Origin of the sequence: Anaeromyxobacter sp. PSR-1, assembly GCF_000964525.1 — a bacterium.
Taxonomy (GTDB): Bacteria; Myxococcota; Myxococcia; order Myxococcales; family Anaeromyxobacteraceae; genus Anaeromyxobacter.
In genome coordinates, this window is sequence record NZ_BAZG01000212.1 from 1 (window position 1) to 7,028 (window position 7,028).

The 7,028-nt window shown below is 76.1% G+C and carries 6 protein-coding genes and 1 pseudogene; 5 read left to right on the top strand and 2 right to left on the bottom strand.

The annotated features are described in order from the left end of the window. Window positions 1-29: 29 nt before the first annotated feature. Window positions 30-1,274 (bottom strand): histidine--tRNA ligase, encoded by a 1,245-nt coding sequence (hisS, locus tag PSR1_RS20395; RefSeq protein WP_059439229.1) that lies wholly within the window; start codon window positions 1,272-1,274, stop codon window positions 30-32. 69 nt (window positions 1,275-1,343) lie between these two features. Further along, a complete protein-coding gene (gene asd, locus PSR1_RS20400; RefSeq protein ID WP_059439230.1) occupies window positions 1,344-2,192 on the bottom strand; it encodes an archaetidylserine decarboxylase in 849 nt (282 codons plus the stop codon). Between the two features lie 102 nt (window positions 2,193-2,294). Between asd and hutU the strand changes: the two genes are divergently transcribed. The 5 genes and pseudogenes from hutU to PSR1_RS20425 all read left to right on the top strand — a co-directional run. Then, window positions 2,295-3,935, top strand: coding sequence for a urocanate hydratase (gene hutU, locus PSR1_RS20405; protein WP_059439231.1), 1,641 nt, complete (start codon window positions 2,295-2,297; stop codon window positions 3,933-3,935). Continuing rightward, window positions 3,932-5,197 (top strand): imidazolonepropionase, encoded by a 1,266-nt coding sequence (gene hutI, locus PSR1_RS20410; protein ID WP_059439232.1) that lies wholly within the window; start codon window positions 3,932-3,934, stop codon window positions 5,195-5,197. Before hutU ends, hutI begins: the two co-directional genes overlap by 4 nt. Window positions 5,198-5,204: 7 nt before the next feature. Then, the gene (locus PSR1_RS20415) at window positions 5,205-5,726 is read left to right on the top strand and encodes a metallophosphoesterase family protein (RefSeq protein WP_059439233.1); all 522 of its coding nucleotides are present in this window, start codon (window positions 5,205-5,207) and stop codon (window positions 5,724-5,726) included. 90 nt (window positions 5,727-5,816) lie between these two features. Further along, the gene (locus PSR1_RS20420; protein ID WP_059439234.1) at window positions 5,817-6,590 is read left to right on the top strand and encodes a class II glutamine amidotransferase; all 774 of its coding nucleotides are present in this window, start codon (window positions 5,817-5,819) and stop codon (window positions 6,588-6,590) included. A gap of 164 nt (window positions 6,591-6,754) precedes the next feature. Beyond that, a pseudogene (locus PSR1_RS20425) lies at window positions 6,755-7,028 on the top strand (hypothetical protein); the annotation flags it as partial.

Here is a 7,028-nt window from a genome sequence, read left to right on the forward strand (position 1 = left end):
CGCGGCGAGCGGCGCGAGCGGCATGGCGGCTACCCCGCGACCCGCGCGGCGAGCTCGGAGAGCGCGACCGGCGTCTCCTCGCGCGTCTGCAGGTCCTTCAGCTTCGCCTGGCCGGTCGCGACCTCGTTGCCGCCGAGCACCACCGCCCAGCGCGCGCCGACCCGCTCCGCCTGCTTGAACTGCGCCTTCATCTTGCCGCCGCGCGGATCGAGCTCGCAGGCGATCCCGGCCCGGCGCAGCGCCGCGGCGAGCCGCAGGCCCTCGAGCGCGCCGGTCGCGTCCGCGCTGACGAAGAAGACCGCCGGCCGCCGCTCCGGCGCGGCGCGACCGACCTTCTCCAGGATCATGGAGAGGCGCTCCTCGCCCAGCGCGAAGCCGATGCCCGGCGTCGGCGGCCCGCCCAGCGTCTCGACCAGCCGGTCGTACCGGCCGCCGCCCGCGACCGCGGACTGGGAGCCCAGCGCGTCGGAGGTGAACTCGTAGGCGGTGCGCACGTAGTAGTCGAGCCCGCGCACCAGCCTCGGCTCGATGCGGTAGGCGACGCCGAGCGCGTCGAGCCCGGCCTTCACCTGGTCGAAGTGCGTCCGGCACGGCTCGCAGAGCCGCTCCAGCAGCCGCGGCGCCTTCTCCAGCACCGGCTGGCAGGACTCGACCTTGCAGTCGAGCACGCGGAGCGGGTTGCGCTCGATGCGGTCCTTGCAGTCGGCGCAGAGCGCGCCCTGGTTCGCGACCAGGTACGCCTTCAGGTCGGCGAGGTAGGCGGGGCGGCACTGCGCGTCGCCCACCGAGTTGAGCTTCAGCTCCGCGGTGACGCCCAGGCGCGCGAAGTAGTCCGCGAGCAGCGCGATCTGCTCCGCGTCGAGGTACGGCTCGGCGACGCCGAACGCCTCGCAGCCGATCTGGTGGAACTGGCGGTAGCGGCCCTTCTGCGGCCGCTCGCGCCGGAACATCGGGCCCATGTAGAACCACTTCTGCGGGCCCTCCACGAACGCGCCGTGCTCGATGAACGCGCGCACCGTGCCGGCGGTGCCCTCGGGACGCAGCGCGAGCAGCTCCTCGCCCTTGTCCTCGAAGACGTACATCTCCTTGTTGACGATGTCGGTGGCCTCGCCGACGCCGCGGGCGAACAGCGCCGCGTGCTCCACGGCCGGGGTCCGCACCTCGCGGTAGCCGTACAGCGCGAACACCTCGCGCGCGACCGACTCCATCTCGTGCCAGCGGGCGACGTCCGCGGGGAGGACGTCGTTCATGCCCTTCACGCCGTTGATCTTCACGCCGGCGTAGATACCAGAGCCCCGCCCGTGATGCACGGGGGTGTGGGAGCCCGGCCCGCCGCCCCCGGGCTACGCAGGGCCGCCGAGCGGCTCGCCCACCCGGACCCGCGCCCCGGGCGCGAGCCGCGGGTCGAGGCGGACCTTTCCCGGCTCGAAGAGCAGGATCACGGTGGAGCCCATCTCGAAGGCCCCCAGCTCCTGCCCCTTCTCCACCGGGATGGGCGTCTCGTAGTCGTGCCGGCGCGGCGCCGCGCCCGGCAGGTTGGTGAACGGGATGGACGGGTCGTAGTAGGCGCACACCCGGCCCACCACCGTCGCCCCCACCGCCACCACCGCGCAGGCGCCGAGCGGCGTCTCCAGGACGGTCACCAGCCGCTCGTTCAGCGCGAAGAGGCCCGGGACCGTCCGGACCGAGGCCGGGTTCACCGGCCAGAGCTTCCCCGGCACGTACCGCCAGCCGGTCACCCGCCCGCCCAGCGGGAAGTGGATGCGGTGGTAGTCCCGGGGCGAGAGGTACAGCGTCGCGTAGGCGCCGCCCGCCAGCCGCGCGGCGAGCGCGTCGTCGCCCAGCAGCGCGGCGGCCGGGTAGTCGATGCCCTTCGCCTGGACCAGCCGGCCGGCCTCGGCCAGGCCGGTCTCGGACACGACCGCGTCGACCGGCGACACCAGCACCCGCTCCCCGGGCGCGACGGGCCGCAGCCCCGGCCGCAGCGGGCGCGCGAAGAACTCGCCGAAGGTCCGGTACACGTCGAGGTCCGGGCACTCCGACAGGTCGATCCCGTAGCGCCGCGCGAACGCCCGCATGGCCGCGAGGCGCACCGGGACCGGCGCGCGCCAGCGGGTGAGGGCGCCGACGGCGCGCGAGAGGGCGTTCTTGGGCAGGAGCCGCAGGGCGGAGATGAACAGGCGGTCGTTCATGGAGCGCGCGGAGTCTAGCAGCGGCCGGCCGCGACGGGCCCCGTTTTTCGCGGTGCGGCCGGCCGGCCTCCGCGCCACCCTCTCGCGCCGGAGGTTGCTCCCATGGATCCGATCCGCGCGCCGCGAGGCGGCGCCCTCTCCTGCCGAGGCTGGGTGCAGGAGGCGGCGCTCCGCATGCTGATGAACAACCTCGATCCCGACGTGGCCGAGCGGCCCGAGGACCTCGTGGTCTACGGCGGCACCGGCAAGGCCGCCCGCGACTGGGAGAGCTACCGGCGCATCGTGGCCGCGCTGAAGGCGCTCGGCGACGACGAGACGCTGCTCGTCCAGAGCGGCAAGCCGGTGGGCGTGCTCGGCACCCACCCCGACGCGCCGCGCGTGCTCATCGCGAACTCGAACCTGGTCCCGCGCTTCGCCACCTGGGAGCACTTCTGGGACCTCGAGGCGCGCGGGCTCATGATGTACGGGCAGATGACCGCGGGCTCCTGGATCTACATCGGCAGCCAGGGGATCCTGCAGGGCACCTACGAGACGTTCGCGCAGGCCGGCCGCACGCACTTCGGCACCGACGACCTCGCCGGCCGCCTGGTGCTCTCCGGCGGCCTCGGCGGCATGGGCGGCGCGCAGCCGCTCGCGGCCACGCTGCTCGGCGCCGCGTTCCTGGGCGTGGACGTGGACCCGGCCCGCATCGAGAAGCGGATCGCGACCGGCTACCTCGACGCGCGCGCCGCCGACCTCGACGACGCGCTCGCCCGGCTCGAGGAGGCGCGCCGCGCCCGGCGGCCGCTCTCGGTGGGCCTGGTCGGCAACGCCGCCACGGTCTACGCCGAGCTGGCCCGGCGCGGCGTCGCCCCCGACCTCGTCACCGACCAGACCTCCGCCCACGACCCGCTGAACGGCTACGTCCCCGCCGACGTGCCGCTCGCCGACCTCCCCGCGCTCCGCGCCCGCGACCCGGAGGGCGTGGTGCGGCGCGCGAAGGAGTCCATGGCCCGGCAGGTCGAGGCGATGCTGGCCATGCGGCGCATGGGCAGCCACGTGTTCGACTACGGCAACAACCTGCGCGCCGGCGCGCGCGAGGCGGGCCTCGCCGACGCGTTCGCCTACCCCGGCTTCGTCCCGGCCTACATCCGGCCCATGTTCTGCGAGGGCAAGGGCCCGTTCCGCTGGGTGGCGCTGTCCGGGGACCCGGCCGACATCGCGCGCACCGACCGCGCCGTGGCGGAGCTGTTCCCGGAGAACGCCGGCCTGCGCCGCTGGCTCGACCTCGCCGCCCGCAAGGTCCAGTTCCAGGGGCTGCCCGCGCGGATCTGCTGGCTCGGCTACGGCGAGCGCGACCGCGCCGGGCTGGCGTTCAACGAGCTGGTGCGGCGGGGCGAGGTGAAGGCGCCCATCGTCATCGGCCGCGACCACCTCGACTGCGGGTCGGTCGCCTCCCCCAACCGCGAGACGGAGGCCATGAAGGACGGGTCCGACGCGGTGGCCGACTGGCCCATCCTGAACGCGCTCGTGAACGCGGTGAACGGCGCGTCCTGGGTCAGCTTCCACCACGGCGGCGGCGTCGGGATCGGCTGGAGCCTCCACGCCGGCCAGGTGATCGTGGCGGACGGGACGGATGCGGCGGCGCGCCGCGTCGCCCGGGTGCTGCGCAGCGACCCGGCCATGGGGGTGCTCCGTCACGCGGACGCGGGCTATCCGGAGGCCGAGCGCGTCGCGCGGGAACGGGGTATCAAGCTGCCGTGAGCCGCCCCGCCGCCACCCTCGTCCTCCGCAACGCCGTGGTCGCCACCTGCGACCGCGGCCCCTCCGACGCCGGCCTGCTCCCCGGGGCCGCGGTGGCCGTGGACGGCCGCCGCATCGCCTGGGTCGGCCGCGATCGCGACCTCGAGGCCGAGGTGAACGCGGCCGGCGCGAAGGTGATCGACGCCCGCGGCGGCCTGGTCACCCCGGGGCTGGTGGACTCGCACACGCACCTCGTCTTCGCGGGCGAGCGCGCGGGCGAGTTCGCGCTCCGCTGCGCGGGGCGGACCTACCTCCAGGTGGCGCTGTCCGGCGGCGGGATCGCGGTCACCACCCGCGAGACCCGGGCCGCGCCGGACGAGCAGCTGCTCGCGGCCGCCGCCGCGCGCGCGCGCCGCCTCATCGCCCAGGGCGTCACCACGCTCGAGGTGAAGAGCGGCTACGGCCTGGACGCCCCCGAGGAGCTGCGGCTCCTGCGCATCGTCCACCAGCTCGGGGCCGCGCTCGGCGGCGACGCCACCATCCTGCCCACGCTCCTGTTCCACGCGGTGCCGCCGGAGCACGTGGGCGACCGGGCCGGGTTCGTGCGCGAGGCGTGCGCGTCGCTCATCCCGCAGGTCGCCCGCGAGCGGCTGGCGCAGTTCTGCGACGTGTTCGTGGAGGACGGGGCCTTCGCGCCCGACGAGGCCCGGCGGCTGCTCCAGGCGGCGAAGGACCGCGGGCTCGTGCCGCGCGTCCACGCCGAGCAGCTCACCGCCGGCGGCGGCGCGCGGCTCGCCGCCGAGCTCGGCTGCTCCAGCGCGGATCACCTCGAGGAGCTGGACGACGCCGGGATCGCCGCGCTCGCCGCGGCGCGCGTGGTGGCCGGGCTGCTGCCGCTCTCGACGCTGTTCCTCGGCTCGGAGCGGTACGCGCCGGCGCGGCGGCTGCTCGAGGCGGGCGTGCCGGTCTCGCTCGCCACCAACATGAACCCGGGCAGCGCCATGAGCGAGAACGTCGGGCTCACCCTCTCGCTCGCCTGCCTGAAGCTGCGGCTGACGCCCGCCGAGGCGCTCGTCGCGTTCACGGCCGGCGGCGCGCGGGCGCTGCGGCAGCCGGACCTCGGCCGCGTCGCGCGCGGCGCCGACGCCGACCTGGTGCTGTGGGGCTGCGGCTCGCCCGAGCACCTCGCCTGGCACATGGCCGTCAACCACGCGCTCGTGGTGGTGAAGCACGGGCGGGTGGTGCACGAGGCGGCGCCCGCCGCGATGGTGGACTGCCGCTGAGGGCGCCGTGCGGGTCGGGCTGCTCTCGGACACGCACGACCTGCTCGACCCCGCCCTGCCGGCGCTGTTCCGCGGCTGCGCCCTGCTGGTCCACGCCGGCGACGTGGTCCGCCCGGAGATCCTGGACGCGCTCGCGGTCGTCGCGCCGGTCGCCGCCGTCCGCGGGAACAACGACCGGGATCCCGCGTTCGACGCGCTGCCGGAGACCGCCCGGCTCGCGCTCGGCGCGCTCCGGGCGCTGGTGGTCCACGACCTCGGGCCGCGCGACCGGCCCCGCCCCCCGGCGCGCCCGCTGCTCGCGCGCGATCCGCCCGAGCTGGTCATCCACGGCCACTCCCACCGGCCCGGCGCGGCCCGCCTCGGCCCCACGCTCTACGTGAACCCGGGCAGCGCCGGCCCGCGTCGCTTCCGCCTGCCGCGCACCGCCGCGATCCTCACCGTGCGCGGGCGGCACGCGCAGGTGGCGTTCTACGAGCTGGGCGCCGGCGCCCCCCGGCCGTTCGGGCCGCCCGTGGACGCGAGGCTCTGAGGCACCCCGCCCGCCCGCCCGTCGCCGCGGGTGCGCCCCCGCCCGGATTGGATCGGCGGCCGGCGCCCTGCTAGATTCCTGGCGTCCGCGATGTGCCGCCTCTTCGGTCAGCACGCCCACCCCGGCCGCGACGCCTGCGAGCCGCTCTGCAGCGCAGAGAACGCCCTCCGGTTCCAGTCCCACCGGCACCCGCACGGCTGGGGCATCGGGTGGTACGTGGAGGGCTCACCCCTCGTGCGCCGGGGCATCCTCCCCGCCCACGCCGACGCCGCCTTCGTCGAGGCGGGGCGCGAGATCCGCTCGGCCGTGGTGGTCGCGCACGTGCGCGAGGCGAGCGTCGGGCCGGTGCTCCGCGAGAACACCCACCCGTTCGTGCACGACCGGTGGATCTTCGCCCACAACGGGACCGTGGCCCGCTTCAAGGACGACGCGGCGGTGCGCGAGCGGATCCTCGCGGAGATCGACCCCGACCTGCGCGGGCGCATCCGCGGCGACACCGACAGCGAGCGCTGCTTCCACCTGTTCCTCACCCGGCTGCGCGCGCGCGGCGGCCTCGAGGATCCCGGCGTCGAGGCGGTGCGCGCGGCGCTCGCGGCCACCACCGACACCGTGCTGCGCATCGCGGACGCGGAGCCCTCGCCGAAGCCGAGCTCGCTCACCTTCCTCGTGTCCGACGGCCGCCTGCTCGCCGCCTGCCGCCGCGGCCGCACGCTTCACGCTGCGAGCGATGCCGGACCGCGCCACGCGTTCGTGGTGGCGAGCGAGCGGATCGGCCGGGCCCCTTGGCGCGAGGTGCCCGAGGGCGGCTTCGTCGCCACCGAGGACGGGATCCGCGTGGTTGACGCGCCGCTGCACGCGGCCTGAGTCCCTCCCCCCGGGGACCACCCCGGCGCTTCCCTTGCCGCCACCGTCGCAGGCCCGGCGGCGCGACCCGCCCGCGCGACCCCCGCGGTGAGGCCGACGCGGGTGATGGCCCCCGGTACGCTCGTGGCGAGGTTGCGATCGCTTCGACGCTGCGCGGAGGGGCCATGCGTCCGACGATCCTCGCCGTGCTGTCTGCGCTGGCGGCCCTCGCCCCGGCGCCCATCGCGGGCCAGACCGTCCCCGGCCGCTGGGACGAGATCCACGGGAGCCTGCTCGGCGCCCCCGTGTCCACGTGCGTGGAGTGCCACGAGGAGGCGGCCCGCATGCACCAGGCACATCCGGTGGACGTCCCCTACGGCCCCGACGCGTCCGGCATGCTCCGCCCCCGCGCCGAGGTGGAGCGGCGCGGCGTGGCCCTGCCGGACGGCAGGGTCCACT

Excerpts from the sequence above, each read along its gene's own strand:
- hutU (WP_059439231.1), top strand. The coding sequence starts at position 2,295 with ATGGATCCGATCCGCGCGCCGCGAGGCGGCGCCCTCTCCTGCCGAGGC.
- PSR1_RS20420 (WP_059439234.1), top strand. The coding sequence starts at position 5,817 with ATGTGCCGCCTCTTCGGTCAGCACGCCCACCCCGGCCGCGACGCCTGC.
- asd (WP_059439230.1), bottom strand. The coding sequence starts at position 2,192 with ATGAACGACCGCCTGTTCATCTCCGCCCTGCGGCTCCTGCCCAAGAAC.